25 protein-coding genes are annotated in these 26261 nt (G+C 74.1%); 15 read left to right on the forward strand and 10 right to left on the reverse strand.

The genetic code is table 11. The features are described from left to right. Positions 1-23: 23 nt before the first annotated feature. Positions 24-1691 (reverse strand): FAD-binding dehydrogenase, encoded by a 1668-nt coding sequence (locus AB0M16_RS25085; RefSeq protein ID WP_365346546.1) that lies wholly within the window; start codon positions 1689-1691, stop codon positions 24-26. Between the two features lie 95 nt (positions 1692-1786). Between AB0M16_RS25085 and AB0M16_RS25090 the strand changes: the two genes are divergently transcribed. The 7 genes from AB0M16_RS25090 (at position 1787) to AB0M16_RS25120 (ending at position 5993) form a co-directional block, all read left to right on the forward strand. Then, positions 1787-2416, forward strand: coding sequence for a helix-turn-helix domain-containing protein (locus tag AB0M16_RS25090; protein ID WP_365346548.1), 630 nt, complete (start codon positions 1787-1789; stop codon positions 2414-2416). Positions 2417-2444: 28 nt separating this feature from the next. Continuing rightward, a complete protein-coding gene (locus tag AB0M16_RS25095) occupies positions 2445-3209 on the forward strand; it encodes a glucose 1-dehydrogenase (RefSeq protein ID WP_365346550.1) in 765 nt (254 codons plus the stop codon). A gap of 110 nt (positions 3210-3319) precedes the next feature. Beyond that, positions 3320-3835, forward strand: coding sequence for an NUDIX domain-containing protein (locus AB0M16_RS25100; RefSeq protein WP_365346552.1), 516 nt, complete (start codon positions 3320-3322; stop codon positions 3833-3835). Positions 3836-3844: 9 nt separating this feature from the next. After that, positions 3845-4240, forward strand: a complete 396-nt coding sequence (locus AB0M16_RS25105; protein WP_365346554.1) for a DUF202 domain-containing protein — start codon at positions 3845-3847, stop codon at positions 4238-4240. Then, a complete protein-coding gene (locus AB0M16_RS25110) occupies positions 4237-4551 on the forward strand; it encodes a DUF202 domain-containing protein (RefSeq protein WP_365346556.1) in 315 nt (104 codons plus the stop codon). The genes AB0M16_RS25105 and AB0M16_RS25110 overlap by 4 nt, the downstream gene beginning before the upstream one ends. 130 nt (positions 4552-4681) lie before the next feature. Continuing rightward, complete coding sequence (locus AB0M16_RS25115) at positions 4682-4978, forward strand: hypothetical protein (protein WP_365346558.1); 297 nt, start codon at positions 4682-4684, stop codon at positions 4976-4978. Positions 4979-5081: 103 nt separating this feature from the next. Beyond that, entirely contained in the window at positions 5082-5993 is a 912-nt protein-coding gene (locus AB0M16_RS25120) for an MBL fold metallo-hydrolase (RefSeq protein WP_365346560.1), read from the forward strand. Positions 5994-6009: 16 nt separating this feature from the next. Here the strand turns inward: AB0M16_RS25120 and AB0M16_RS25125 are convergent, their stop codons facing one another. Continuing rightward, positions 6010-7275 (reverse strand): enolase C-terminal domain-like protein, encoded by a 1266-nt coding sequence (locus tag AB0M16_RS25125; RefSeq protein WP_365346562.1) that lies wholly within the window; start codon positions 7273-7275, stop codon positions 6010-6012. Positions 7276-7638: 363 nt separating this feature from the next. Between AB0M16_RS25125 and AB0M16_RS25130 the strand changes: the two genes are divergently transcribed. Next, a complete protein-coding gene (locus AB0M16_RS25130) occupies positions 7639-8676 on the forward strand; it encodes a phosphotransferase family protein (RefSeq protein ID WP_365346564.1) in 1038 nt (345 codons plus the stop codon). Between the two features lie 6 nt (positions 8677-8682). Continuing rightward, complete coding sequence (locus tag AB0M16_RS25135; RefSeq protein ID WP_365346566.1) at positions 8683-9897, forward strand: acyl-CoA dehydrogenase family protein; 1215 nt, start codon at positions 8683-8685, stop codon at positions 9895-9897. A gap of 44 nt (positions 9898-9941) precedes the next feature. Here AB0M16_RS25135 and AB0M16_RS25140 read toward each other — a convergent pair whose 3' ends face one another. From AB0M16_RS25140 to AB0M16_RS25155, 4 genes are read right to left on the reverse strand one after another with little or no spacing between them, the layout of a single operon-like run. Next, complete coding sequence (locus AB0M16_RS25140; protein ID WP_365346568.1) at positions 9942-14300, reverse strand: AAA family ATPase; 4359 nt, start codon at positions 14298-14300, stop codon at positions 9942-9944. A gap of 29 nt (positions 14301-14329) precedes the next feature. Further along, complete coding sequence (locus AB0M16_RS25145; protein ID WP_365346570.1) at positions 14330-14923, reverse strand: TetR/AcrR family transcriptional regulator; 594 nt, start codon at positions 14921-14923, stop codon at positions 14330-14332. Between the two features lie 29 nt (positions 14924-14952). Next, a complete protein-coding gene (locus AB0M16_RS25150; protein ID WP_365346572.1) occupies positions 14953-16629 on the reverse strand; it encodes an AMP-binding protein in 1677 nt (558 codons plus the stop codon). Next, positions 16626-17390, reverse strand: a complete 765-nt coding sequence (locus AB0M16_RS25155) for an SDR family oxidoreductase (protein ID WP_365346574.1) — start codon at positions 17388-17390, stop codon at positions 16626-16628. Before AB0M16_RS25155 ends, AB0M16_RS25150 begins: the two co-directional genes overlap by 4 nt. 150 nt (positions 17391-17540) lie before the next feature. Here AB0M16_RS25155 and AB0M16_RS25160 point away from each other — a divergent pair, with 150 nt between their 5' ends. From AB0M16_RS25160 to AB0M16_RS25175, 4 genes are all read left to right on the forward strand, one after another. After that, positions 17541-18794 (forward strand): DUF1343 domain-containing protein, encoded by a 1254-nt coding sequence (locus AB0M16_RS25160; RefSeq protein ID WP_365346576.1) that lies wholly within the window; start codon positions 17541-17543, stop codon positions 18792-18794. A 449-nt stretch (positions 18795-19243) separates the two neighbouring features. Beyond that, positions 19244-20443 (forward strand): serine-threonine protein kinase, encoded by a 1200-nt coding sequence (locus tag AB0M16_RS25165; RefSeq protein WP_365346578.1) that lies wholly within the window; start codon positions 19244-19246, stop codon positions 20441-20443. Between the two features lie 113 nt (positions 20444-20556). After that, positions 20557-21168: a hypothetical protein gene (locus AB0M16_RS25170; protein ID WP_365346580.1), complete on the forward strand. Its 612-nt coding sequence runs from the start codon at positions 20557-20559 to the stop codon at positions 21166-21168. Continuing rightward, complete coding sequence (locus AB0M16_RS25175; protein WP_365346582.1) at positions 21168-21881, forward strand: 3-keto-5-aminohexanoate cleavage protein; 714 nt, start codon at positions 21168-21170, stop codon at positions 21879-21881. The genes AB0M16_RS25170 and AB0M16_RS25175 overlap by 1 nt, the downstream gene beginning before the upstream one ends. Here the strand turns inward: AB0M16_RS25175 and AB0M16_RS25180 are convergent. Beyond that, positions 21827-22564 carry a hypothetical protein gene (locus AB0M16_RS25180; RefSeq protein WP_365346583.1) on the reverse strand — a complete coding sequence of 246 codons (738 nt, stop codon included), beginning with the start codon at positions 22562-22564 and terminating at the stop codon, positions 21827-21829. The genes AB0M16_RS25175 and AB0M16_RS25180 overlap by 55 nt on opposite strands. Positions 22565-22717: 153 nt before the next feature. On the opposite strand from AB0M16_RS25180, the gene AB0M16_RS25185 reads away from it, so the two are divergent. Further along, positions 22718-23791, forward strand: coding sequence for an RNA ligase (ATP) (locus AB0M16_RS25185; protein ID WP_365346585.1), 1074 nt, complete (start codon positions 22718-22720; stop codon positions 23789-23791). A gap of 217 nt (positions 23792-24008) precedes the next feature. Here the strand turns inward: AB0M16_RS25185 and soxR are convergent, their stop codons facing one another. After that, positions 24009-24473 (reverse strand): redox-sensitive transcriptional activator SoxR, encoded by a 465-nt coding sequence (gene soxR, locus AB0M16_RS25190; protein WP_365346587.1) that lies wholly within the window; start codon positions 24471-24473, stop codon positions 24009-24011. 220 nt (positions 24474-24693) lie between these two features. On the opposite strand from soxR, the gene AB0M16_RS25195 reads away from it, so the two are divergent. After that, entirely contained in the window at positions 24694-25155 is a 462-nt protein-coding gene (locus AB0M16_RS25195; RefSeq protein WP_365346785.1) for a MaoC family dehydratase, read from the forward strand. Here AB0M16_RS25195 and AB0M16_RS25200 read toward each other — a convergent pair. Next, positions 25146-25772 carry a TetR/AcrR family transcriptional regulator gene (locus tag AB0M16_RS25200; RefSeq protein WP_365346589.1) on the reverse strand — a complete coding sequence of 209 codons (627 nt, stop codon included), beginning with the start codon at positions 25770-25772 and terminating at the stop codon, positions 25146-25148. The two genes, AB0M16_RS25195 and AB0M16_RS25200, sit on opposite strands and share 10 nt — an antisense overlap. A gap of 144 nt (positions 25773-25916) precedes the next feature. Then, a complete protein-coding gene (locus AB0M16_RS25205) occupies positions 25917-26204 on the reverse strand; it encodes a YiaA/YiaB family inner membrane protein (protein ID WP_365346591.1) in 288 nt (95 codons plus the stop codon). Positions 26205-26261: the final 57 nt, after the last annotated feature.

The raw sequence follows: 26261 nt of genomic DNA on the forward strand, positions 1-26261 counted from the left end.
CCCGCCGCCTCGTCGCGCCGGTGTCAGCCCACGGCCTTCGCCGCCGCCCGCCCCGCCGCGCGGCCCGAGAAGAGGCAGCCGCCGAGGAAGGTGCCTTCGAGGGAGCGGTAGCCGTGGACGCCGCCGCCGCCGAAGCCGGCCGCCTCGCCCGCCGCGTACACGCCGGGCAGCGGTTCGCCGGAGGCGGTGAGGACGCGGGAGGAGAGGTCGGTCTGCAGGCCGCCGAGGGACTTGCGGGTGAGGATGTTGAGGCGTACGGCGATCAGCGGGCCGGCCTTGGGGTCGAGGATGCGGTGCGGGGCGGCCGTGCGGATCAGCTTGTCGCCCAGGTAGCGGCGGGCCCCGCGGATCGCTGTGACCTGGAGGTCCTTGGTGAAGGGGTTGGCGATCTCGCGGTCGCGGGCGGTGATCTCCCGGCGCAGCGCGGACTCGTCGACGAGGTCTTCGCCGGTGATGCGGTTCATGCCGCGGACGAGGGCGGCGAGGTCGCGTTCGACGACGAAGTCGGCCCCCTTGTCCATGAAGGCCTTCACCGGTGCGGGGACGTCGGCGCGGGCGCGGCCGAGGACGTCGCGGACGGACTTGCCGGTGAGGTCGGGGTTCTGCTCGGAGCCGGAGAGGGCGAACTCCTTGCCGATGATCTTCTGGTCGAGCACGAACCAGGTGTGGTCGTGGCCGGTCCGCATGATGTGTTCGAGGGTGCCGAGGGTGTCGAAGCCGGGGAACAGCGGCACGGGCAGCCGCTTGCCGGTGGCGTCGAGCCAGAGGGACGACGGGCCGGGCAGGATGCGGATGCCGTGGCGGGCCCAGATGGGGTTCCAGTTCTCGATGCCCTCGGTGTAGTGCCACATCCGGTCGCGGTTGACGTGGTGGGCGCCGGCGTCCTCGGCGATGCCGAGCATCAGGCCGTCGACGTGGGCGGGCACGCCGGAGAGCAGCCGGGCGGGCGGGGTGCCGAGCCGCTCGGGCCACTGCTTGCGGACCAGGTCGTGGTTGCCGCCGATGCCGCCGGAGGTGACGATCACCGCCTGGGCGCGGTACGAGAACTCCCCGACGGCCTCGCGGCTGCTGGCGGTGCCGCGCGGGACGCCGGAGGGGGCCAGGACCTCGCCGGTGACGGTGTCGACGGCGCCGGCGGTGCGGCCGAGTCCGGTGACGCGGTGACGGAAGCGGAAGCGGACCAGGCCGCGGGCGACGCCCTCGCGCACCCGCCGCTCGAACGGGGCGACGAGGCCGGGTCCGGTGCCCCAGGTGATGTGGAAGCGGGGTACGGAGTTGCCGTGGCCGTTGGCGTCGTAGCCGCCGCGCTCGGCCCAGCCGACGACCGGGAAGAAGCGCACCCCGAGCCCGTGCAGCCAGGCCCGCTTCTCGCCGGCGGCGAAGTCGACGTACGCCTCCGCCCACTTGCGCGGCCAGGCGTCCTCGGGCCGGTCGAAACCGGCGGTGCCGAGCCAGTCCTGGAGGGCCAGGGCGTGGCTGTCGCGGATGCGCATCCGGCGCTGCTCGGGCGAGTCGACGAGGAAGAGCCCGCCGAAGGACCAGTGCGCCTGGCCGCCGATGGACTGCTCGGGTTCCTGGTCGAGCAGGATCACCGAGCGGCCGGCGTCGACCAGCTCGGCGGTGGCGGCGAGGCCGGCGAGGCCGGCCCCGATGACGATGACGTCGGCGTCGTACGACTCGTGGGAAGACATGGACCGCATCTTGGATACACCGATGTATCCAGTCAACGGTCCGGCCGCGTTCCGGGCCCTCCCGTTTTCTAATGCCGAGCATTAATATGGTGGGCATGGCAAGGACGTCAGGGCCCGAGACCCGGGAGAAACTGATCCGCGCGGCCGAGGAGGTCTTCGCGGCCAAGGGCGTCGACGGCGCCCAGCTGCGGGACATCGTGAGCCTCGCGGGACAGGGCAACCCCTCCGCCGTGCAGTACCACTTCGGCTCCCGCGCCGGACTGCTCGACGCCGTGATGGCCGGCCGGCAAGAGCGCACCGAGCAGGTGCTCGCCCCGCTCCTCGACGCCGCCGCCGACGACACCCACGACCTGATCGGCGCCCTCGTCACGGCCGAGGCGACCGAGCTGCGCAGCGACCGGGGCCGCCGCTGCCTGCGGATCTCCGCCCAGCTCAGCCACGAGAGCGGGGTCCGCACCCGCACTCCGCACCCCACGCTCGCCGGCACCTGCTACTGGCGCCTCATCGAGCGGATCGAGGGCTGCCTGGCCGCGAACGGGCTGCCCGGGCCGCTGCGCCTGGAGCGGCTCGACCTGGCGCTGACCGTCGTGGGCGCGGCCATGGCGGACCGGGCCCGGCAGTACCTCGACGGCACCGAGCCGCTGACGGACGAGGCGCTCTTCCTCGCCGATCTCGTCGAGACCACCACCGCACTCCTCCGGGCCGCACAGCCCCGGAGCGTCTGACACCCGAGACGATCCCGAAGGGACCCCCATGAACGACCTCACCGGAAAGACCGTGCTCATCACCGGCGGCGCCCGCGGCCTGGGCGCCGAGGCGGCCCGCCGGGCCGTGGCCGCCGGCGCCGACGTCGTGGTCACCGACGTCCTCGACGAGGAGGGCAAGGCGACCGCGGCCGAGCTCGGCGAGCGGGCCCGCTTCCTCCACCACGACGTGACCTCCGAAGAGGAGTGGGCCGCCGCCGTCGCGTACGCGGTCGCGGAGTTCGGCGGGCTGCACGGTCTGGTGAACAACGCCGGCATCTCGACCGGCGCCTTCCTGGAGACGGAGTCGGTCGAGCACTTCCGCAAGGTCCTCGACATCAACCTGACCGGGGTGTTCATCGGCATGAAGGCCGCCATACCCGCCATGAAGGAGGCCGGCGGCGGCTCCATCGTGAACATCTCCTCCGCGGCCGGCCTCATGGGCCTGGCCCTGACGGCCGGCTACGGCGCCTCCAAGTGGGGTGTGCGCGGACTGACGAAGATCGGCGCCGTCGAGCTCGGCACCGCGAAGATCCGCGTCAACTCGGTGCACCCAGGCATGACGTACACCCCGATGACCGCCTCCGTCGGCATCGAGAAGGGCGAGGGCAGGTACCCCAACACCCCCATGGGCCGGGTCGGCGAGGCGGACGAGATCGCGGGCGCGGTGGTCTTCCTGCTCTCGGACGCCGCCTCGTACGTGACCGGCGCCGAGCTGGCGGTCGACGGCGGCTGGACCACCGGCCCGACGGTGAAGTACGTCATGGGCCAGTGACGGGCCGAGCGGTGGCGGGCCGGCCGCACCGACCGGCCGACGTCGGTGAGCGGCCGACGTCGGCGACCGGCCGGCGTCAGTGAGCCGGCGGCGGTGATTTCATGGGCGTCATGAGCGCCTCTGACGAAGTACTCGACGTCGTCGACGAGCACGACCGGGTCGTGGGCCGGGCTCCGCGCGGCGAGGTGTACGCGCGGGGCCTGATCCACCGCTGCACCTTCATCCAGGTGCGGGACGGCCAGGGCAGGATCTTCGTGCACCGACGCACCCCGACGAAGCTGGTCTTCCCCTCCCTGTACGACATGTTCGTCGGCGGGGTCGTCGGCGCCGGCGAGTCCTACGACGACGCCGCGCTGCGCGAGGCCGAGGAGGAGCTCGGCGTGTCCGGGCTGCCCCGGCCCGTACCGCTGTTCCGCTTCCTCTACGACTCCGAGGGCGTCGCCGGGAAGTGGTGGTCGGCGGTCTACGAGGTGCGCTGCGAGCTGCCGGTGCGGCCACAGGCCGAGGAGGTGGCCTGGCACGCCTTCCTGCCGGAGGAGGAGCTGACCGCGCGGCTCACCGAGTGGGAGTGGGTGCCGGACGGCCGCGCCGCGTACGAGCGGTTGCTCGCGCGGCGGGGCCGTTAGGGTGCGTGCGTGAGCGACTTCGTACAGAGCCTGCGGCTGTGGTTCGCGCCGCAGCGCCTCCGGGAGGAGGGCGAGACCCCGGACTACCGCTTCTCCCTGGCCAACGAGCGGACCTTCCTCGCCTGGATCCGGACCGCGCTCGCCCTGATCGGCGGCGGTTTCGCCGTGGACCAGTTCCTGCCGGACCTGCGCTGGGGCGTCCGGGTCGGCCTCTCGCTCGCCCTGCTCGCGGCCGGTGTGCTGTGCGCGGTGCGCGCCGTGAACCACTGGGTGCGCTGCGAGCGGGCCATGCGGCTCGGGGAGGACCTGCCCGTCTCCCGCTTCCCGACCGTGCTCAGCCTCGCGGTGGCGGTGGTCGCCGTCGCGATGGTGGTGGTCGTGGTCTTCGGCTGGGCCGGGCGATGAGTCCCCCGGCCGTGCGGGACCCCGGGCTGCAGCCCGAGCGGACCCGGCTCGCGTGGCGGCGTACGACGCTGTCGTGCACGGTGACGGCGGTGCTCGCGGGCAAGCAGGCGATCCACGACGGGGTGACGGCCACCGGGCTGGTCGCCGCGGGCCTCTCTGCCCTGGTGTGGGTCGGCTTCCTGGCCGTCGGCCACCGCAGGATCCAGGCCCTCGACACGGCCCGTCCGCGACCGCTGTCGCACCGGGGCGCGCTGCTCGCGGCGGCGTGCACGGTGGCGTTCGCCGGGTTCGCGGTCGCCGTGGTGATCTGACCGGCAGCACCTGGTCCGGGCCGGGCGTGGCACCTCGACGGCGGCTGCGACACCGCCCTACGGAACCTGCCGAAACGGACATTCCGGTCTAGTCTGAGGGCGTCACACCACCCCTCGCAGAGGCGGAGCCATGACCGCTGTCCACCACGAGCACGCCACCCACGCGCACACCCACGGCCCGTCGTGCGGGCACACCCCCGTCACCCACGGGGACCACGTCGACTACGCCCACGACGGGCACCTGCACCGCGAGCACGCCGGGCACTGGGACGAGTGCGAGACCACCTCCCACGTCGCGCACACGCATCCCGACCACGCTCACGGGCCGGACTGCGGGCACACCGCCGTCGCCCACGGGGACCACGTCGACTACGTGCACGACGGGCACCGGCACGCGGAGCACGGCGACCACTGGGACGACCACTGACCCCGCTCCCGGTCCGGTCCCCCGACCGCCCCGGCTTCCCCCGGACCCGCGCCGACTGGCACTCTTCCCCTGTCCAGTTGGGCTCTCATCCGGGGGATTTCCTTTGCCTGCCACCGATCCTTACGTGGTCGCGCTCGCGCCGAACGTCCACGCCTTCGTCCAGCCCGACGGCGGTTGGTGCCTGAACAACGCCGGCTTCGTCGGGGACGCAGACGAGACGCTGCTCGTCGACACCGCCGCCACCGAGCGCCGGGCCCTGCTGCTGCGCGACGCCGTCCGCGACGCGGGCCTCGCGGCGCCCGGCACGATCGTCTCCACGCACCACCACGGCGACCACACCTACGGCAACGGGGTGTTCCGGCCCGAGGCCCGGATCGTCGGGCACGAGAACTGCCGGTCCGAGCAGCTCGCCGCCGGACGTCAGCTCCATCTGCTGTGGCCGCAGACCGACTTCGGGCGGGTCGACATCCTGCCGCCGCAACTCACCTACCGGGACCGGCTGACGCTGTACGTGGGCGACGTCGAGGTGCGGGTGATCCACCCCGGCCCGGCGCACACCACCGGCGACTCGATCGTCCATCTCCCCGAGCAGGGCGTGGTGTTCACCGGCGACCTGGTCTTCCACGGCGGCACGCCCTTCCTGCCGATGGGCTCGCTGGCCGGCTCGCTGCGCGCGCTCGATCTGCTGCGCTCGCTCGACGCGCCGACCGTGGTGCCGGGGCACGGGCGGGTCACCGACCCCTCGGCGTACGACACGACCGAGCGCTATCTGCGATGGGTGCTGGAGCTGGCGGCCGAGGGCCACGCGAAGGGCGCGACGCCGCTGGAGACGGCGCGCGCCGCCGACCTCGGCGAGTTCGCCGCGTGGCAGGAGAGCGAACGGCTGGTCGCCAACCTGCACCGCGCGTACGCGGAACTGGACGGCCTTCCGGAGGGGCACCCGCTGGACCCGGCCGCCGTCTTCGGGGACATGGCGGCGATGAACGGCGGCGTGCCGGTGGCCTGCCACGCGTAGCGCGCGGCGCGGGCGGTCAGCGCGACAGCGCGCGTCGCATCGCCGCCGCGTCGTCGCGGTCGCGCAGGGTGCCGTCGTCGTCCCGCCAGCGGCGGTGCAGGTCCGCGAGCCGGTCGTGGTCGAGTTCGACACCCAGACCCGGCGCGTCGGAGACGGCGAGGCGGCCGGCCCGGAAGAGCGGGGCGGTGGTGACGACGTCCTCGGTGAGCCACGGGTGGTGGGTGTCGCAGGCGTGTTCGAGACGCGGCAGCGTGGCGGCGACCTGGGTCATGGCGGCGAGGCTGATGCCCAGGTGGGTGTTGGAGTGCATGGACAGCCCGACGCCGTACGTGCGGCAGAGCGCGGCGAGTTCGCGGGTGCGGTGCAGTCCGCCCCAGTAGTGGTGGTCGCAGAGCACGATCCGCACCGCGCCGGACGCGAAGGCCTCGGGTGCCTCCTCGAAGGTCGTGACGCACATGTTGGTGGCGAGCGGCACGTCCGTACGGGCGGCCGTCTCCGCCATCGCGGCGGTGCCGGTCACCGGGTCCTCCAGGTATTCGAGGACGTCGCCGAGTTCGCGGGCGACGGCGAGGGCGGTGTCCACGGACCAGGCGCCGTTGGGGTCGAGGCGCAGCGGACGGCCGGGGAACTCCTTCGCGAGGGCGCGGATGGCGGCGACCTCCTGCTCGGGCGGGAAGACCCCGCCCTTGAGCTTGAAGGAGGGGAAGCCGTGGACGCGGTCGAAGCGGCGGGCCTGCTCGACGACGCCGGCCGGGTCGAGGGCCGCGCCCCACACGTCGGGGCCGGAGCCCGGGTGGGCGGCCCACTTGTAGAAGAGGTAGGCGCTGTACTCGACCTCGTCGCGGACCCTGCCGCCGAGCAGCGCGTGCACGGGCAGGCCGAGGGTCTTGCCGAGGGCGTCGAGGCAGGCGGTCTCGACGGCGGAGACGACGGAGAGCCGCAGCTTGTCGGCCGTACGGACGCCGCGCAGACCTCCCGCGTCGACCCGCTCGTCCACGGCACCGGCCCCCTCCGGAACGCAGACCTCGGCGGCCAGTGCGAACAGGCAGTTCACATCCGTGATCGAGCGGCCGGGCAGTGCCTCGGCCAGCGGCCGGGCGAGGTCCAGATAGGTCGTGTCGCCGTAGGTCTCGCCGAGACCGGTGATTCCACCTGCGGTGATCACCTCTACGACGAGGCGCGGCGTGAAAGGCTGATGGACGCCCTGGGTGTTGAGGAGGGGTGGGTCGGCGACGAGGACGGGGGTCAGGCGGACATGATCAATGCACAGCGCTGAATCCATATGTGAACCCTATTCAGGGAGGGGGACGCACCGCCAGAGGCGCGCGAGGTTTCCCCGACGTGGGCCGGGGTCGGCCCGAAAACAGACCGAGGGCGGGGCGGGGGCAGGCCCAGGCCGGGCCGTGGGCAGGCCCAGGCCGGGCCGTGGGCAGGCCGGGCCGAGCCGGGGGCAGGTCGGGGCGGAGCCGGGGGCAGGTCGGGGCGGAAGGGGAACGCCCGGATGCTCCGGTCGGGCCCCTTCCGCGCGGGGGCAGGCCTGGCGGGGGCAGGCCGGGCGGGGGCAGGTCAGGAAGGGACCCCCCTGGACGACATACCGACTGGTCGGTCATGATGGGCGCGACGCCGACCCCGGAGGTACGCCCGCATGAGTTCGCCCTCGCAGCACGCTGCCCCGCCCCCCGGTCTCGACCTCGAGCGGCTGCGCGGCCACCTCGACCGGGAGCGCCCCGGCCTGGTCGCCGGCCCGCTGGAGGCGCGGCTGATCGAAGGCGGCCGCTCGAACCTCACGTACCTCGTGACCGACGGCACCGGCCGCTGGGTGGTGCGCCGCCCGCCGCTCGGCCACGTCCTCGCCACCGCGCACGACATGAAGCGAGAGCACCGGGTCATCAGCGCACTGCACGCCACCCCCGTGCCCGTGCCCGAGGTCGTCACGCTGTGCGAGGACGAGTCGGTGCTCGGAGCCCCGTTCTACGTCATGGACTTCGTCGAGGGCACCCCGTACCGCTCCGCCGCCGAACTCGCCCCGCTGGGCCCCGAGCGCACCCGCGGGGCCGTCCTCGGCCTGGTCGACACCCTCGTCGACCTGCACGCCGTGGACCCGGCCGCCGTCGGGCTCGCCGACTTCGGCCGCCCCGAGGGCTTCCTCGACCGGCAGCTGCGCCGCTGGGGCAAGCAGCTCGCCGCCTCGCGGGGGCGCGAACTGCCCGGCGTCGACGAGCTGCACGCCGCCCTCGGGCGCGGCCTGCCCGACTCCCCCGCCGCCACCGTCGTACACGGCGACTACCGCCTCGACAACGTCCTCATCGGGGCCGACGACCGCATCCGGGCCGTCCTCGACTGGGAGATGTCGACCCTCGGTGACCCGCTCACCGACCTGGGCCTGCTCGTCATGTACAGCACGCCGCTCGACCTGCCGAACTCCCCCATCTCCACCACCGCCTCGGCCCCCGGACACCCGAGCAGCGCGGAGCTGGTCGAGCGCTATGCCGCCCGGTCCGGCCGCGACACCGGCGCCCTCTCCTGGTACACGGCCTTCGCCTGGTTCAAGCTCGCCGTGATCCTGGAGGGCATCCACTACCGCTACACCCTCGGCCAGACCGTCGGCGCCGGCTTCGACCGGATCGGCGAACTCGTCCCGGTCTTCATCGACCACGGCCTCACCACCCTCCAGGAAGGCTGATCCGCCATGCACTTCGCGTACGACGCCCGCACCGAGGAACTCCGGGCGAAGCTCCTCGCCTTCATGGACGAGCACGTGTACCCGGCCGAGGCCGTCGCCGAGGAGCAGCGGGCCCGGCTCGCCTCCCCGTGGGACACCCCGCAGATCGTCGAGGAGCTGAAGGCCGAGGCCCGCCGCCAGGGCCTGTGGAACCTCTTCCTGCCCGACGCGGAGTACGGGGCCGGGCTCACCAACCTCCAGTACGCGCCGCTCGCCGAGATCACCGGCCGCAGCCCGCACCTCACGCCGACCGCCCTCAACTGCGCGGCACCCGACACCGGCAACATGGAGGTGCTCGCCCAGTTCGGCGACGAGGCGCAGAAGAAGCAGTGGCTGGAGCCGCTGCTCGCGGGCGAGATCCGCTCCGCCTTCGCCATGACCGAGCCCGAGGTCGCCTCCTCCGACGCGACGAACATCGAGACCCGGATCCGTCGGGACGGCGACTCGTACGTCATCGACGGGCGCAAGTGGTACATCTCCGGGGCGATGAACCCCGAGTGCAAGATCTTCATCGTCATGGGCAAGACCGACCCCGACGGCGCCGACCCGCGCCGCCAGCAGTCGATGGTCCTGGTCCCGCGCGACACCCCCGGTGTCGAGGTGCGGCGGGCGATGCAGGTGTACGGCTACGAGGACCACTCCCACGGCGGCCACGCCGAGGTGGTCTTCCACGGCGTCCGGGTTCCCGCCGCGAACCTGATCGGCGAGGAGGGCGGCGGCTTCGCCATCGCCCAGGCCCGCCTCGGCCCGGGCCGCATCCACCACTGCATGCGCCTGATCGGCATGGCCGAGCGGGCCGTGGAGCTGATGTGCCGGCGCGCGGTCTCCCGTACCGCCTTCGGCAAGGCCCTCGCCCAGCAGGGCGTCGTCCAGAACTGGATCGCGGACGCCCGGGTCACCATCGAACAGCTGCGGCTGCTCGTCCTGAAGACGGCCTGGCTGATGGACACCGTCGGCAACCGGGGCGCCCACACCGAGATCCAGTCGATCAAGATCGCCACCCCGCGGGCGGTCGTCGACATCCTCGACAGGGCGGTCCAGGTGCACGGCGCAGGTGGCGTCTCGCAGGACTTCCCGCTCGCCGAACTGTGGGCCGCGGCCCGCACGCTGAAGCTGGCGGACGGTCCGGACGAGGTCCACCAGCGGTCGCTGGCCCGCCGGGAGCTGAAGAAGTACCTGTAGGCGTCACCGGGTCGCCCGGGAGGGGACCGGCGCGGCCGGAGGGGTCAGGGCAGCCGGAGGCAGAGCAGACCCGTCGTGGTGTGCACGCAGAGGCGTTCGCCGTCGAGCCAGTCGAGGTCCAGGACCTCGCAGCCGAGGAAGATCCGGTGCAGGACCTCGGTGGTGTCGGCGGCGAACAGCGTCAGCGTGCCGTCGGAGGTGGCGGTCAGGACGGTAGCCCGCCCGTGTCGGGTCTGCAGCCGCAGTCGGGTGACGGGCGCGGTGTCGGGGCGGGGCAGCACGCGCGGCGGATGCGCTCGCCGCTTGATCCCGCGGCCCCGCCGGCCCGTACGGGTCTCGATCGCCTCCCCGAGCCTGGTGCGGACGGTGAGGTCGCCGTCGTCGGTGACGATGCCGAGAACCGGGCCCTCCGGCCAGCTGCCGAGGTCGTACGTCTCCTCGCCGCTCTCCAGCTCCACGTGCCGCACGACCTCGCCGTGCGGCAGGCCCCGGAGGACCACCCGGTGGAACGGCCCGGAGAACTCGGTCATCCCGTCGTCGCCGGCGTCGCTCACGTAGACCTTCGAGCCGCGGGCCGCCGCGAGGACGCCGTTCTCGGTGGGAACGAGCCGGAGTTCGTGCACCCGCCCCAGGGGCAGCGAGAAGCGGCCGGTCCACTCCCCGTCGGGGGTGCGCAGGTCCAGCCACACGTCGGGGTCCATCCGGGTGTCACCGAAGGCGAGCAACCGGGGTGCCCCGTCCCCCGGCGCCACGCCGAGCAGGCGTATCCGGCGCAGGGGCTGTCCCGGCAGCGGGACGTCGCCGCCGGGGACCCACAGCGAGGCGTCGCGGCCCTTCGGCCCGGTCCGGCGCACCACCGGGGCCCCCGTGCTCCCGGCCACCAGCAGCGCCCTGTCCGGGTCGGCCACCTCGTCGAGGAGGGCGCCGGTGACGCCGTCCAGCATCCGTACGCCGGTTCCCCTGCGGCCCACGACGACCGGCCGGCCGTCGCTCGTCCCGACCACCATCCAGTCGTGGAACGCGGGTGCCCGCTCGGCGACGGAGCCCAGCCGCCAGACCTTGGCGGAGAAGGCGCTGCCGCTCCAGGAGACCAGCACGGGCAGGCCGTCGCCGTCCCCGTCGCCCAGGGCGACCAGTCGGCGCACGGCGGCGTCGGTGGGCGTCCGGCCCACCGTGCGGCCCGCGGCGTCCCGGGCCAGGACCTCGTCCGAGGTGGCATCGAGGCAGAGCGGACCGGCGGCGATGAGCAGGGCGGGCGCGGTCTCCCGGCCGGACCATTCGATCAGCCGCAGGCCGTCGGCCTCGGTGGCGAGCGCCTTGCGGCCCCTGGAACTCCACCGGAGGGCCTTCTCGGAGGCGACGCACAGCACGCCGTCCCGGAACGCCAGCGCCGAGACGGTACGGCCGCGCAGCAGGTGCCGGCGTTCGCCCACGACGGAGCCGTCCGGGGCGAGTTCGGTGACCGTGAGCAGCGCCCGGCGGCGCGGGGTCGCCCGGGGGTGGCACCAGGCGACGGCGACGCGCAGACCGCCGTCCGATCCGTGCCGGGCGACGGCGATCCGGACGGGGCGGAGGGACCTCGGGGCCCGCGGGCGGTGCCTCAGGTCCCCGGCGGTCAGCGTGCCGGACCCGTCCACGGTGACCACGACGCAGTCGTCCCCGCCCGGGACGAGGGCGCAGTCGACGACGCCCGGCACCTCGGCGGCGCCGATCAGGTCGCGGGTCTCCAGGTCCCACAGCCAGACCCGGCCCTCGGTGCACAGCGCCGCCCAGGGGCGGCCGGGCGCGGTGCGCACGGCGCGGACCCGGCCGAAGTCCCCGGGCAGCGAGCCGCGCGGCCCGCCGTCCGCGCCGTCCCACACCCGTACGCCTCCCCCGGCGTCCTCGGCGGTGACCAGGACCGGGCGCCCGTGGACGGTCGCGACGGCCGCTGCGGTGACCCGGCCGGTGAAGGTGCCGATGGTGCGGTACGGGACGGGTGCCAGCTCGGCCCACTCGCTGTCCCACGGGAGCGCCGGCCACCGCTCCCGTACGGCGTGGGCGAGCGCTTCGGCGCCCGTCTGGAAGGCGGAGAGGCGGAGTTGGGCGGCGCGGGTGCCGGGGTCGTCGAGGCTGCACAGGAGCGCGGCGCAGTGGCCGAGGGCCCGGGCGGCGGCCCGGGCGGGCCCTGACCCGGCGCGGTTCAGGACGCGGTGGAGCGCGGAGGGCTCGGCGGCGAGCAGCAGGGCCGGGTCGAGGGCGAGGGCGTCGAGCAGGGTGGTGCCCTCGGCGTGCTCGATCAGGTGCCGCAGGACGTAGGGCGGGGCGGCCGACCAGTCGCGGCCGCCGCCGGGCCGTTCGGGCACGAGGGCGTGGAGCGCGTGCGCGGCCCGTTCCCGTACGTCCCGGTCGAGGGTGGTGCGCAGGGCGTCGGCGTACGCCTGGTGGTAGAGGCGGTAGACGGCCCGCCCGTCGGTGTCGAGTTCCTCGACGAGGTGTTCGCCGGCGAAGGTGAGGAGCTGGGCGAGCTCCTCCCAGGCGAAGGGCTCGTGGGGCGTGCCGGGTGGCAGGCAGGCCGCGGCGAGCGCCCGCCACACGCGGTCCGGCGGGAGGCCGGGGCCCTCGGCGAGGGCGAGGGCGGCGAGCAGGGCGTGCGAGCGCTCGGCCGCGCCGGGAGGTGCGGTGGCGAGCCGGCGGCGCAGGACGCGCAGGAACGTCACACCGGGGGTCTCGCCGAGCTCGGGAACCTGGTGGCGCCAGTCCGGGTCGGCGAGGTCGAGGGCGCGGGGCGCGCGGGCGAGGGCCCGGGCCGCGATGCGGGCGGAGAGGAAGGCGCCGCGGGCCCGGGCGGCGATCTCCTCGGCGACGGGTGCGGCCGTGGCCGCGTCGTACGGGCTGGTGCTGCCGGGGCCGTCGGGGGCCTGGAGCAGGCTGCGGGCGTAGTGGGCGACGTCGGCGGTGGTCGCTTCCAGGGTGGCGTCCAGGTCGAGGACGGAGAACTCTCCGTCGAAGGCGTCCAGGACGTGGCGACGGGTGCCGACGAGGAGCCGGACGCAGGGGATCCGGACGAGGGGGACCAGGAGTTCCGTGGCGATGCGCCGGGACTCCGAGGCGTCCGGCGCGTCCGCGGGGTCGGCGGCGGCCGCGGACTGCCCGCCCTCACCGGTCTCGCCGGCCTCGTCGAGGGCGTCGACGAGGACGTGCAGCGGTTCGCGGCGGGCGGCGAGGGCCGCGAGGAGTGCCCGCGGGGCGGTGGCGGCCTCCCCGTCGAGCCCGGCGGCGTCGGCGATGCCCGCCGTGACGTCCTCCAGGAAGCGGTGCCGGGCGTGGATCGCGGTGTGCACCTCCTTCCCCGCCCCGAGCAGCAGCCGCCCCAGCAGGGCGGACTTGCCGACGCCGGGCCCCCCGGTGACGGCGACGCCGCGCCCCCAGGCGCCGTCCCGGTGGCCCAGCCAGGCGGTGAGCCGGTCGAGCTCGGCGGTGCGGCCGACGAAGTAGGAACCGGTGCGGGCGCCCTGGGCGCGGGTGAAGCCGCGGCCGCGCGGGGCGAAGTGGTTGTCGAGCTCGGCGCGCCTGCGGCGGCCCTCGGGGCTGAGCCGCACCCGCAGTTCGGCGAGGTCGTGGGCGTCGTCCCGGGCCTCGGGGCGGTAGCCGGAGTTCTCGAAGGAGAAGAAGGCGTAGCCCTCGGTCTCGACGTGGGCGCGGGCGGTCTGCTCCAGGCCCGCGCCGCGGTAGACCTCGTTGACGGTGTCGACGACCTGCTCCACGGACAGGCGGCGCTGCTTCCGGGAGACCGACAGGCGGCCGAGTGCCGTCTCCAGGGCGGTGGTGAACGCCATGGTGTGGGCGAACTGGTCGGCGCGGGCGACGGCGACGACCGCGAAGTCGGTGAGCGTGCCGCGCCCCTCGGCGGCCCCGGCGCGGACCGCGGCGCGCAGGCTCTCGGCGACGGCGGAGGCGTCGGCGCCGCCCTGCCCGGCGTGGCAGGTGTCGATGACGAGGAGGACGCGGCGGGCGCCGGACTCCAGGACGAAGCGGGTGACGTCCTCGGCGGCGATCGCCGTCCCGGCGAGCCGTCCCTCGCGGCTGTCCCGGCAGAGCAGGTAGTGCCGGCCGGCGCCTTCGACGCCGTGGCCGGTCCAGTAGAGGACGACGGCGGTGGCGGACCGGTCGGCGCGGTAGGCCCAGTCGAGGAGCCGGGAGCGCAGCTCCTCGGCGGTGGGGTCGTCGATCCGTTCGTCGAGGCGGTAGCCGAGCCCGCCGAAGAGGCGGACGGCGGAACGTAACTCCTCGGGCACGGGCTCCAGTTCGGCGGCGTGGTCGTACCTGCCCACGCCGACGACCACGAGCCCGCGGGCCGGCTCCCGCCGCACCGCGCCGCTCGTGTCCCCGTCCCCCGTCGTGCTCTCCGTGTCCCCCGCCACGGGGCAGTTATACCGCTAGGAGGTGCGGATCACGGGCGGAGGGCCCGCAGCAGCAGGTCCGCCAGATGGTCGGCGACCTGCTGCGGGGTCAGCGGGCCGTCGGGGCGGTACCAGGTGGACAGGTGGTGGACCGAGCCGAAGTGGTAGTCGACGACGAGGTCGGCGGGGGTCGCGCTGGAGAACACCCCGGCCTGCTGCCCCTCCTCGATCAGGGCGCGGAAGCGCTCGTGGTAGCGCCGCCGCTCGACGCGCACCTGCTTGTTCTTCTCCGGGCTGAGGTGGTGCATCGAGCGGAAGAAGATCGACGCGTCGTCGAGGTTCTCGATGGTGGTGACGACCACGTCGGCGGCGGCGCCCCGGAGGCGCTCCTGGACCGGCGCGTCGGCGTCCGCGAAGGCGTCGAGCCGCTCCTGCTGGAGCCGCAGCACCCGTGCGTAGACCTCCTGGAGCAGGTCCTCCTTGGAGCCGAAGTAGTGGTAGAGGGCTCCCTTGGTGACGCCCGCCGCCTCGACGATCTCCTGGACGGAGGTCCGGTCGTAGCCCTGCTCCGCGAAGAGCCGGGTGGCGGCGGCGAGGAGTCGCTGGGGCACGGGGGCGCCGTTCCCGTCGGTCGTCCTTGCCATGCTGTGCCGCCTTTCCTTCATGCTCGTGCTCACTTCCGGGAACGCAGGTCCCGCCTGAGGATCTTCCCACTAGTGGTCTTGGGGAGCTCCGGCAGGATCTCGACCTCGCGCGGGTACTTGTACGCGGCGAGCCGCTGCTCGCAGTACGCGGAGAGCTCGGCGGGCTGCGTCTCCGCGCCGGGGCGGAGGCTCACGTACGCCTTGACGGTCTCGCCGCGGTAGGCGTCGGGGACGCCGACGACGGCGGCCTCACGGACGGCCGGGTGGGTGTAGAGGACGTCCTCGACCTCGCGCGGCCAGACCTTGAAGCCGGAGGCGTTGATCATGTCCTTCTTGCGGTCGACGACGTAGAGCCAGCCGTCCTCGTCCATGAAGCCGATGTCCCCGGTGCGCAGCTCGCCGTCGGGGAAGGCGGCGGCGGTGGCCTCGGGCAGCCGCCAGTAGCCGGGGACGACCTGGGGTCCGCTGACGGCGATCTCGCCGTGCGCGCCGAAGGGGACGTCGGCACCGTCCTCGTCGACGATGCGGACGAGGGTGTCGGGGCCGGGGACGCCGACGGAGAGGGTGCCGGAGGCGGGGTCGACGGGCGCCTCGTGCTCCGGTGGTACGGAGGCGCAGGGCGCGGTGCACTCGGTGAGGCCGTAGCCGTTGCGCAGGTACGGGCCGAAGCCGGCGCGGAACTTCTCGACCAGGGCGGGCGGGACGGGGGCGCCGCCGGAGGACATCACGAGGAAGGACGAGAAGTGGTCGGGGGTGGCGGCCGGGTGCGCGGCGAGCGCCATGAAGGCGGTGGAGGGGCCGACCGTGTAGGCGGGCCGGTGCTCCAGGAACGCGTCGAGGACGACCCCGGGCTCGAAGCGGTAGGCGAGGGCGAGGGTGCCGCCGTTGGCGAAGCTGGTGGCGAGCTCGCAGACGAGTCCGGTGATGTGGAAGAGCGGCGCGAGGACGAAGTAGACGCTGCCCGGGGGTATCGGGTGGCCGGTGCGCTGGCGCTCGGCGTTGTGCACGATCCCCCGGTGCAGGTTGAGCGCGCCCTTGGGGGTGCCGCTGGTGCCGGACGTGTAGCTGATCAGGGCGATGTCGTCGGTGGCGAGCTCACGCCCTTCGGGGGCCGGGTGGCCGGCCCGGGCGGCCGCGAGGAGGTCGTCGGCCTCGGTGGGGACGGGCTCGAAGCCGAGGACGCGGGCGTCGTCGCGGGTCTGCAGCTGCCGCTCGTCCGCGGTGAGGGCGATGGCGACACCGGTCTCGGCGGCGGTGTCGCGGACGTAGGCGCCCCAGGCGCGGTCGGAGCAGATCACGGCGCGGGCACCGGAGTCGCGCAGGGCGTGGGTGACCTCTCCGGCCTTGTACATGGGGTTGAGCGGGACGACGGTGGCGCCGGCCTTCCAGGCGCCGAGCAGGGCGAGGACGAAGTGCGGGCTGTTCTGGAGCATGACCGCGACCCGGTCGCCGCGCTCGACTCCGCGGGCGGCGAGGTGGCCGGCGACGGAGTCGGAGAGGGCATCGGTCTCGCGGTAGGAGATCCGGGCGTCGAAGTAGGCGAGGGCGGGGTGGTCGGGGGTGCGGGCGGCGGCGGCCCGGAAGGCGTGCAGCGCGGTCGGCGGCGGCGTGACGGGGGCGCGCTGGGCGTCGGTGAGCCGACCGAGCCAGGGCCTGGCGGCGTAGATCGAGTCCGTACGGGCCGAGCCGGCGTCCTGGGTCGTCATGCCTGTGCCCCTTCCCACTTCTGCTGGATGTGGTTCATGTTGCCGATCCACCGTTCGGGGTCGGTCGCCCGGGCGCGGTAGTAGTCCGCGACCTCGGGGTGCGGCAGGACGAGGAAGCGGTCGGCGTCGATGGCGTCGAAGAGGGCGTCGGCGACGGTCTCCGGCTCGATGGCGGTGGGGGCGAGCACGAGCTCGCCGGCCGAACCGGCCGCGGTCAGCATGTCGGTGCGCACGCCCTGCGGGCAGATGGCGTGCACCTTGACGCCGCGGTGGCGGTAGGTGAGCGAGAGCCACTCGGCGAAGGCGTACGCGCCGTGCTTGGAGACGCTGTACGGCGCCGCGCCGACCATGGTGAGCAGTCCGGCGGCCGAGACGGTGGAGACGAAGCGGCCCGTGCCGCGCTCCAGCCAGTCGGGCAGCAGGGCCCGGGCCGCCCGGACGTGGGCCATCACGTTGACGTCCCAGGCGGCGGCCCAGACCTCCTCGTCGGCGAAGGCGTCGCCCGGCGAGGCGAGTCCGGCGTTGGCGCACCAGACGTCCACGGTGCCGCCGAGCGCGGCGCGGGCCTCCTCGACGACGGCGGAGGCGTCGCCGGGCACCGCGAGGGCGCGGATCTCCTCGGCGACGGCCTTGGTGCGGCCGGGGTCGAGGTCGTTGACGACGACGCGGGCCCCTTCGGCGGCGAACCGGCGGGCGAGCGCGGCGCCGATGCCGCCTCCCGCGCCCGTGACGACGACTCCCGCGCCCTGCACCGTACTCATGGGGCCCACCTTTCCGTTGCGTCCGTGCGGGCAGACTAACCAGTCGGTATGGAGTCGGGGAAGGGGTCGGCGCTCGTGCCTCGTTCCGCGTGGCCGCGGCGGGCGCTAGCGTGCGTGGCCATGTCAGGGAAGGCGATCAAGGAGGTTTCCATGAGCCTGTCCAGACGAGGCGTGCTGGCGGCCGGCGGCGCGCTGGCCGCCGGGTCGGCCGCCGGAGCGGCCCCGGCGGCCGCCGACGCGCCGCCCGGCCGGGGCCGGCGGGTCCGCACCGGCTTCGAGCGGCTGGCCGCCGACGGGTACACGGCGCTCGCCGGGCAGCGGGTCGGCGTGGTCACCAACCCGACCGGGATCACGGCCGGGGCCCGGCACGTCGTGGACGTCATGCACGCCGACGAGCGGGTGGACCTGGTGGCCGTCTTCGGCCCCGAGCACGGCTTCCGCGGCACCGCCCAGGCCGGCGGCTCGGAGGGCCGCTACGACGACCCGGCGACCGGGCTGCCCGTCCACGACACGTACCTGAAGAGCGGTCAGCCGCTCGCGGACGTGTTCACGGCTTCTGGCGTGGACACGGTCGTCTTCGACATCCAGGACGTCGGCGCCCGCTTCTACACGTACATCTGGACGCTCTACGACTGCATGGCGTCCGCCGCGCTCGCGGGCAAGCGGTTCGTGGTCCTGGACCGGCCGAACCCGGTGACCGGGCGGGCCGCGCTGGGGCCGGTCCTGGACCGGGCGTTCGCGACCTTCGTGGGCCGCGAGCCGATCGCGCAGGCGCACGGGATGACCGTGGCGGAGCTGGCCCGGCTGTTCAACGGCGAGTTCCTGGCGCGGCCGGTACCGCTGGAGACGGTGGCGGTGAGCGGCTGGCGGCGCGGCGACTTCTTCGACGCGACCGGTCTGCCGTGGGTGCCGCCGAGCCCCAACATGCCGACGCCCGACACCGCGCTCGTCTACTCCGGCACCTGCCTCTTCGAGGGCACCAACCTCTCCGAGGGACGCGGCACCACCCGCCCCTTCGAACTGCTCGGCGCGGAGGGGATCGACGGCCGGTGGGCGGAGGCCGCGAACGCGCTGGACCTGCCGGGCGTCCGCTTCCGGGAGGCGTACTTCACGCCGGCCTTCTCCAAGTTCCAGGGGAAGACCGTGGGCGGGGTGCAGCTGATGGTCCACGACCGCGAGGTCTTCGACCCGGTGCGCACCGGGATCGCGCTCCTGGTCACCGCCCGGCGCGCGTGGAGCGGCTTCGCGTGGCGGACGGACCGGTGGATCGACAAGCTGACCGGCTCGGACCGGGTGCGCACGATGATCGACGCGGGGGCGCCGGCGGACGAGGTGGCGGGCGCCTGGGAGGGTGACCTGACGGCGTTCCGCGCGGTGCGGCGGGAGTACCTGATGTACCACTGAGGGGGCCGGCCCCCGTGTGGACCCCGGGCGGGCGGGATGTCCCCGCCCGCCCCGGGCACGGACGCTGGGATCACGAACGTTTTCCTACGACGACGCCGTCGCTCCCCCGCCGCCCTCCTCGCCGCGCTGTGCGTGGGCCTCGTGGCTCCCGCCGGCGTGGCGGGCGAGGCGGCGAAACCCGGTCCGGCCCGCGATCCCGCCCGTGAACTCGCTCTCACCGCGCGGCCGTTCACCGAAGGCCCGACGCCGGAGCGCATCGCGGGCCGGCCGATCCGGTCGCGGTAAAGCATGGCCTGCGCCGGGCTCGGCACCTCCTACGACGCGGTGGTGCACTTCCCCGTGGTCTCGGCGGCGCGGCTGCGCGGCTGACGACTGGCCGTACCTCCGCGCGGGAAGAACGTCCGGTGACGCCCGGGCAGCGGCGCACCTCGACGCGGAGGGACGGGGCCATGACGGTGACGAGTGTCGAGCCGTACTGCGAGGTCGTGTTCGACAAGGACGGCGACGGCCCGGCCGGCCAGGCGGACGCCCTGGCGGCCCTGGCCCGGCGGGGATGCACGGACCTGGTGCTCTTCACCCACGGCTGGAACAACTCGCCGTCGGTCGCCTCCGGCCTGTTCGACCGCTTCTTCCAGCCCTTCCCCGGGCTGACCGGCCCGGGCGTGCGGCTCGGCTACGCCGGTCTGGTGTGGCCCTCGATGATGTTCTCCGACGAGCCGGTCCCCGACTTCCGGACGCTGGCCGCGGTCGTGCCGGAACGGGCGGCGACGATCGGGCGTCTGGCGGAGCTGGTCGCGGAGGAGCCGGAGGAGGAGGCCGGGCTCGCCGAGTTCGCCTCGCTGCTGCGGGAGTTGACGGAGATGGACCAGGAAGGCCTGGTGGCCGCCGAGGCACCCGGGTTCCTGGTCGAGGACCCGCTGACGGTGTACGGGGCGTTCGCCGACGCGCAGGAGGGCGCCGGGGGCGCGTCGGACGCGGAGTCGCTGTTCGGCGGGGGCGACCGGATGAAGCGCCTGTGGAAGGGCGCGCGGGAGGCGCTGCGGCAGGCCACGTACTACACGATGAAGCGCCGGGCCGGGGCGGTCGGCGAGCGCGGCCTGGGCCCCCTGCTCGGCGACCTCTCCCGCACGGCACCGGCGATGCGCGTGCATCTCGTCGGGCACAGCTTCGGCGGCCGGCTCGTCGCCCACGCCCTGCGCGGACTGCCCGCCGGGGCCCGCAACGTGAAGTCGGTCACCCTCTTCCAAGGGGCGTTCTCCCACTACGCCTTCGCCGCCCGCCTGCCGCACGACCAGGGCCACGGCGGCTCGCTCCGGGACCTCCAGGCCCGGGTCGACGGCCCCCTGGTGGCCTGTCACTCGCACCACGACACGGCGCTGCGCGTCTTCTACCCGCTGGCCTCGCGCCTGTCCCGGGACGACCGGTCCCTCCTCGGTCAGGAGGACCGCCGCTGGTGGGCGATCGGCTACGACGGCATACAGGCCGTCCCCGGCACGACCGCCCGCACCCTGGCAGCGGCCCTGCGCGACGGCGTCCCGCCGTCGGGATGCGTGAGCGTGGACGCGGCCCAGGTGGTGTCCGAGCACAGCGACATATGCCACGAGGAGCTCGCCCTCCTGGTGGCCCGCGCGGGCCGCTTCGGCCGGTGAACCCGAGCCCCCCGGACACCGCTGATGGCTTCCATCGCCCATTCGATGGAACACGGCGGGCGGCTCGTTCGTCCATCTCATATCGCCGGTGCTAGCGACGGAGGTGGCAGACGATGGCCGGGTTCCGGAGTCTTGCGAGACAGGTCCGCGATCCTGGGAGCGACACGGCGCTGCGGCGCTACTCGCTGCGCAAGTGCCTGGAACGGTTCGCGCCGTACGGGCATCGCGCGACCTGGGATCATCTGTGCCGAAGGCACGGGTTCGGGCCGGAGGACCGTGAGGCCGATCCGGGGCGTCTGGTGGCGGCGCTCGACGAGCTGGAGGCGGCGCGGGCGGTGTGGCTCGCGTACGAGAGCGAGTTCGCCGAGCGGCGACGGCGCGAGAAACAGGACGGTCTGCGCCGGCCGGGCGCCCTCGACGAGTGGCACCGCAGAATCTGGGGCGGCAACGGGGTGGCCCGCTGCGACGACCCCGCCCACCACCCGACGGCGCCGCTGCCCGAGGTCGTGGGCCGGCTGGTGGACGCGCTGCGCAGCGGCCCGGGCGAGCAGTGCCCGGCGTGCGCGGGGCCGCGCATCGAGTGGCGGGCCGAGCTGCGGGACGAGCCGTGGTTCGGGCCGGTGTGCGCGGACTGCGGGGTGCTGATACCCCGGGCCGTGCTGACGCCCCGGGCGCTCGCCCGGACACGCGGCGAGGACGCACCGCGGCTGGCGTCGGTGGCCTGATGCTCCAGGTCTGTCTCAACGGGGGCCGTGGCCCCGGGGACGCGGCGGCGGTGCCGATGTCCCCGGTCGCGATGGCCGAGGCGGCCTCGGCGGCCGTGGCCGCCGGTGCGGACGAGGTGCACGTCCACCCCAAGACCCCCTGCGGAGGCGACACGCTCTCGCCGCGGGTGCTCGCCGACACGCTCGCCGCGATCCGCGCGGCCGTGACCGTGCCGGTCGGCGTGACGACCGGCACGTCGGCGGAGCCCGACCCGGTCCGCCGGCTGGCCCGGGTCCGTTCCTGGACGGTGTCGCCGGACCGCGCGACGGTCGCCTGGCACGAGCCGGGCGCGGAGGCCCTCGCGGCGGCCCTGCTCGACCGGGGCGTCGCCGTCGACGCGGTCCTGCGCCAGGGCACCGACGGCCCCGCCCGCTTCCTGCGCTCCTCCCTGGCACCGCGGGTGCCGCGCGTGCTCGCCGAGGCCGCGTCGGAGGAGGCGGCCCTCGCCCTGCTCTCAGCCCTCACCCGCTCGCCGCACACCCGCCCGGTCCTGCTGTACGGCCGCGAGTCCGCGGCCTGGCCGCTCTTCCGGCTCGCCCGCCGGCTCGGGCTCGCCGCCCGTACCGGCCTGGAGGACACGGTCCTGCTCCCGGACGGCACGCCGGCCGGCTCCAACGCTCAGCTGGTGTCGGCGGCCCTGGAGGAGAAGCCGTCCGCGACCCTCTCCGCATAGACCACCCATCGCTCCTCGGGCGGCAGGGCGAGCAGCGGGACCCGGGCGTCGAGGTGGGCGGCGTGGCGCACGAGCCAGGCCTGGAGCTCTTGCGTGGGGTCGGGGGCCCACCAGGCGAGCGACGAGCCGTCGTCCCTGAGCAGATCCTCGATCCACCGCTCCACCCACGCGGCCAGATGCCGGTCCGCGACGCCTCCCGGCTCGCGGTCGGCCCAGGCGGCGAGCAGCGGCGTCACGGACTGGTGCATGTCGTGGCAGAGTTCGAAGACCGCCTGCACGCCGGGGACGGGATCGGGCACGGCCAGCGTCTCCGCCCACCAGGTGGAGAGGAACCCGTCGATCGCCTCGGCCTGCTCGCGCGGCCACTCCCGCCAGGCGGTACGGCCGAGGCCCGTCGGCGCGTACCCCGCTCCACCGAAGCGCCCGCTCGCCGCGTACCCGAGGAACTGCGGCAACAGGCGTCGCACCACGGCCGGATGGTCTTCGAAGTGGTCGGGGACCTTGTGGAAGAACCTCGCGAGCAGGTCGTCATCGAGCCGTGCCCCCGGCACGGCCAGCAGGGCCGACTCCTCGGCGTCGAAGCAGTGGAGACAGCCCCGGGAGCTCGCGGTCATGCCGCCGAAGACCTCTTCGACGCGGCGAAGGGCGGCGGCGACGGCGGGCGGGAGCGACGTGTCGGTCACGGTCACGGTCCTGACGGGACTCCGCCGGCCGGTGGCCCGCGAAGAGGCCGACGCTACCAGCCAACAATCCGTTCGCCCACCGGAATTCGTCCTCGGCAGAGTGTGCGGCGATGACCACACACGGGAAACCCGCCGAGCAACCGGAGTACTGACATGTCGACCCTGCGCGTCACCGCCGAGACCCTGACCGTCCACGACCACCCCGACGCCGACGCGCTCGAACTCGCGCAGGTCGGCCTGTATCGGGCAGTGGTCGCCAAGGGGTCCTACCGGACGGGCGACGTCGCGCTCTACATCCCGGAGCAGGCGGTGCTGCCGGCCGCGCTCATCGACGAGCTGGGCCTCACCGGACGGCTCGCCGGGAAGGCGAGCGACCGGGTCAAGGCGGTACGGCTGCGAGGGGAGTTGTCGCAGGGACTGGTGTGCCTGCCGAAGGCGGTCGACGGGGTCGATCTGCGGCAGGCGGCGGAGGACGGCACGGATTTCGCGGAGCTGCTGGGGATCACCAAGTGGGCGCCGCCGATCCCGCCGACGATGAGCGGGGACGTGGAGGCCGCGCCGGACCTGCTGCCGTGGGTGGAGATCGAGAACCTGCACCGTTTCCCCGACGTCTTCGAGCCGGGCGAGCCGGTGGTCCTGACCGAGAAGCTGCACGGGACGGCCTGCCTCGTCACGTATCTCGCCGAGGCCGACCGGACCCTCGTCTCCTCCAAGGGCTTCGGCGCCAAGGGCCTCGCCCTGAAGGAGGACCCGCGCAACCTGTACTGGCGCGCCGTGCACGGGCACGGCGTGCCCGACGTCGCGGCCCGGGTCGCCGAGCGGCTCGGGGCGACCCGCGTCGGCCTGTTCGGCGAGGTGTACGGGGCGGGGGTGCAGGACCTGGCCTACGGGGCGAACGCCCGGGCCGAGGACGGGCTCGGCTTCGCCGTGTTCGACGTGTCCGCCGAGATCGACGGGCAGGTGCGCTGGCTGGACCCGGCCGAGGTACTGGAGCCGGGCGAACTGCCGCTCGTACCGCGCCTGCACACCGGCCCGTTCGACCTGGACACCGTCCTCGCGCTGGCGAGCGGCCGGGAGACGGTCTCCGGCCGTGCACTGCATCTGCGCGAGGGGGTCGTGATCCGCCCGGTGACCGAGCGCTACAGCCCCGTCGTCGGCGGGCGGGCGATGGCCAAGGCGGTCAGCCCGGCGTACCTGACCCGCAAGGGCGGCACCGAGTACGAGTGACGCCCGCGTCCTGAACCGAGCAGGGGCCCACCCACGGGGGTGGTGGGCCCCTGCTCCGCTTCCCCGGTGCCGGACGGCGTCACCCCGGCCACGCCTCCGCCCTGCCCGCGCCCGTGCCCCTGCCCGTGCCGGTCCTGCCGGTTGAGCCCTGCCGGCGTCAGTCCTGCCGGCTTGAGCCCTGCCGACGTGAGTCCTGCCGGCTTGAGCCCTGCCGGCGTCAGTCCTGCTTGTGCTCGGGCAGCAGGCGCGAGCCCGTCAGGCGCTCGCCGAAGACGTCGTCGGGGTTGGAGAGGACGCAGTTCTCCAGGGACAGACAGCCGCAGCCGATGCAGTCACTCAGGTGGTCCCGCAGCCGGCCGAGCTGCTTGATCCGCTCGTCGAGCTCCGTCCGCCAGGCCGCCGAGAGCCGGGCCCAGTCCTCGTGCGTGGGCGTGCGCTCCTCGGGGAGCTGGGCGAGGGCGGCGCGAACGGTGGCGAGGGGGATGCCGACCCGCTGCGCGGCGCGGATGAAGGCGACCCGGCGCAGGATGTCGCGGCCGTACCGGCGCTGATTGCCGCTGGTGCGGCGGCTGCTGATCAGGCCCTTCGCCTCGTAGAAGTGCAGGGCCGAGACGGCCGCCCCGCTGCGCGCGGAGAGCTGTCCGACGGTGAGCTCGTGGATCTTCTCGGGAATCTGCGGCACTCGGCCGAGCCTACGTCAGGACCCTTGCCTCCCGGCGCCCCCTCCGGTGCCCTTCCGTCGCCCCTCCGGTGCCCTTCCGTCGCCCTTCCAGCGCCCTTCCGTTCGCCTTTCCGACGTCCCTTCCGATGCCCCCTCCGTTGACAAGGCGAGCCCTCCCCACACATCCTGAGCAAGCGCTTAGACATTGCCTGTGGGACTGCCGAGAGACGGGACGAGGAACATGGCCGAGCCGAGGATCTTCACCTCCGCCGAGGAGCTGCGCGCCGGGGTCGGCGAGCAACTGGGGCCCAGCGAGTGGCTGGAGATCGAGCAGAAGCGGATCGACCAGTTCGCCGAGGCCACGGGCGACCACCAGTGGATCCACGTCGACCCGGAGCGCGCCGCGGCCGGCCCGTTCGGGAGGACCATCGCGCACGGCTACCTCACCCTCTCCCTGCTGCCGACCTTCGTCCCGCAGGTCATGCGGGTCGAGGGCATGAAGATGGGCATCAACTACGGCACCGAGAAGGTCCGCTTCCCCGCCCCGGTGCCGGTCGGTTCGCGACTGCGCGCCACCGCCGTCCTCACGGACGTGACGGAGGCCGGTGGCGGTGTGCAGGTCACCGCGACGGTGACCGTGGAGCGCGAGGGCGGCGACAAGCCGGTGTGCGTCGCCGAGTCGGTGTCCCGCTACTACTTCTGAACGCCCACCATCCGCAGCACGAGGTCGGCGTACAGGGCGCCGACCTCGTCGGCCGTGTGTCGGCCCTGGGTGTTGAACCAGCGCGAGACGTCGATGCAGAGGGAGAGCACCGCGACCGTGGTACCGGCCACGTCGGTGACGTCGAACTCCCCTGACGCCACACCCTCGTTGATGATCCGCCGCACGGTGGCCTCCGACTCGCGGCGCAGCGCCACGATCTCGGTGCGGTGCTCGGGGCCGAGGGCGTCGAGCTCGTACTGCACGACCCGGGCGGTGGTGTGCCGCTCGGCGTGCCAGCGGACGAAGGAGCGCACGGCGTCGGCGAGGCGCTCGGCCGGCAGGCCTTCGCCGTCGGCGGCGGCCTGCAGGATCTCCAGGGCCCTGTCGTGGCCGATCCGGCTGATCCGGTGGAGCAGCTCTTCCTTGGTCTTGTAGTGGATGTACAGCGCGGCCGGGCTCATACCGGCCCGGCCCGCGATGTCACGGGTCGTGGTGGCGTGGTAGCCGCGCTCGGCGAACGCCTCGACGGCCGCGACCAGCAGGCGCCGGGCGGCCTCGGGCGTGACCTCGCCCCACGGCATGTCCTCGCCGCCGGGCGTCTCCTCCGCCGTGCTCATCGCACACTCCTTCTCGGGCCGTCCAAGGACGAACACCATACAACGAAGGTGAGCAAGCGCTTAGCCCTCACGGCACCGGAGGTTCCGGTATCGATGCTTCCGGATCAGCGTGCCCCGGCCCCGCTCGGCGCCCCCGGTCCCGGATCAGAGCTTCTGGAACGGGTCGTGCTCGGCGAGGAGCTTCTCCAGGCGGGCCTGGTCGACCCGGCTGACGATCTGCCCCGCCTCCTGCCGGTCGCGGACGACCTTGGCGAGGGTGAAGGCCGAGGTGGTGAGGTAGAGGACGGAGATGGCGAGGAAGGCCCGCACCCAGGCGCTCGCGTCCAGCTTGTAGACGCCGATGCCGACGGCGAGCAGCGCGAGGCCGAAGGAGATGACGGCCTGCGCGTAATAGGCGGCGGTGTTCTGCTGCTTGACCGTTGTGTCGCTCATGACCGACAGCATCGGGCGGATGTGGCCCCGGCCACATCCGCCCGGATACTCAGCGAC

The organism is Streptomyces sp. NPDC051921, from assembly GCF_040680975.1.
Classification (GTDB): domain Bacteria; phylum Actinomycetota; class Actinomycetes; order Streptomycetales; family Streptomycetaceae; genus Streptomyces.